Origin of the sequence: Halorubrum tibetense (assembly GCF_042661865.1) — an archaeon.
GTDB lineage: Archaea > Halobacteriota > Halobacteria > Halobacteriales > Haloferacaceae > Halorubrum > Halorubrum tibetense.
In genome coordinates, this window is the sequence record NZ_JBHSWW010000437.1 from 1 (window position 1) to 1377 (window position 1377).

1 protein-coding gene is annotated in these 1377 nt (G+C 58.5%); it reads right to left on the bottom strand.

All coding sequences use genetic code 11. The annotated features are described in order from the left end of the window. Positions 1-185: 185 nt before the first annotated feature. Positions 186-1331 carry an ISH3 family transposase gene (locus tag ACFQEU_RS15925; protein WP_379783759.1) on the bottom strand — a complete coding sequence of 382 codons (1146 nt, stop codon included), beginning with the start codon at positions 1329-1331 and terminating at the stop codon, positions 186-188. Positions 1332-1377 lie beyond the last annotated feature (46 nt).

Sequence of the window (1377 nt, forward strand, 5' to 3'; positions counted from 1 at the left end):
TCAGTCGATCACATCGACAGCCGCGTAATCTTGTCTGATGGCGGTGAACCAGATCGAACTGGTCGTGGAGCGTCTCCGAAGCGCTGGTGAGCATGGTCTTCGGAGTGGAGCGTCGCTGTCGGCGGCGGACTGCCGCCGACGCGACAGCGTCGCCACTCACGATCCCTGTCCGGATCGGTGGACAGCTACCGGAAGAACCGGTCGTCTAATGGTTGATTCGCTGAAACAGCCCTGCGCACACCAAGCGCTGTCCAAGCGGCCCGCAGCACCATCTCACAGAACTCCGTGAACGGCCATCTCCAGAGGCGGCGCCCCCCGCGGCGGGGCGCCGCCACGTACCTCCAATGCAGATACCGCCAGCTGTTCTGGAGAAGCAGGCTCACTACAAACATTACTAGCCGCAGACCAGCGTCCTGAGAACTGGTAAAAGCGAGGCTCTGCTTGGCTAATCGGTAGCTTGATTCAATGCCGAAGCGCTTGCTGTAGTGTTCTCGTGCATCTCGTGGCGTGTTGATGAACGGCGCGTCAGCGGCGTAGCCGTGACGCGCCACCCCGTGTTCGTCGTATCGTCCCTGCTGGTAGACGCAGTCGATGAACACAGGAAACGTTACCTCGCCAGCGAGATCGTGTTTGATCTCGCGGCTCCAGCCCCTGTTGAGTTTGTTTTGGATCGTCTCACCCCATTTGACGATTGGCATCGCATAGGCGTAGTTGTGCGCGTACAGCAGTTTGAGGCAGGTGCTGTTGTAGAATCCGCGATCAAGGTAGACGGCCTTGACGCTGAGGTCAAGGCCGTCAAGAAGTTCCAGAAACTCACCGAGGACATCGCTGGTGGTTTCGCCAGCGACGAGCTGGCGAACCGCCAGCGTGTACCGCTTGTTGCGTACCCGCACGTAGAGCGTCGTATAGGCGTGAAACGTTGTTGTTCCACGCTTAGCCTGTGAGGAGTACAGAGCCTCGGTTTCGTCCTCGTCACCGTAGTAGGGATCGAGGTGGAGGTCTGCGCAGACCTCCACCGGTCGATCCGGAAGTGTCTCGAGCGTATCTCGTTGAAGCAGCGTGTCTCCAACCGCCTCAACCGAGTCAAGCTCGAACTGATCGGTGAGATGTCCACGGACGGTATTGGCGTGCGGTGAGTCATCGGTCGTTTCGCAGACGTGATTGATTGAGGTCCCGCCGGCGCTGGCGCCGGCGAGGACCTCGTACAATGTCTCTGTCGTGACCTCTACGTTCTCGTCGAGGTCTACCGGAAGTTCTCCTTCGAGGCTGTTGACGACAAAATTAAGCAGGTGCTCTTCCTCTATCTCGCTGTCTGCTTGGGTTGATTGCACATCCTCTCCAAGCAGACGCTTACTCTAACCCGATGTGATCGACTGA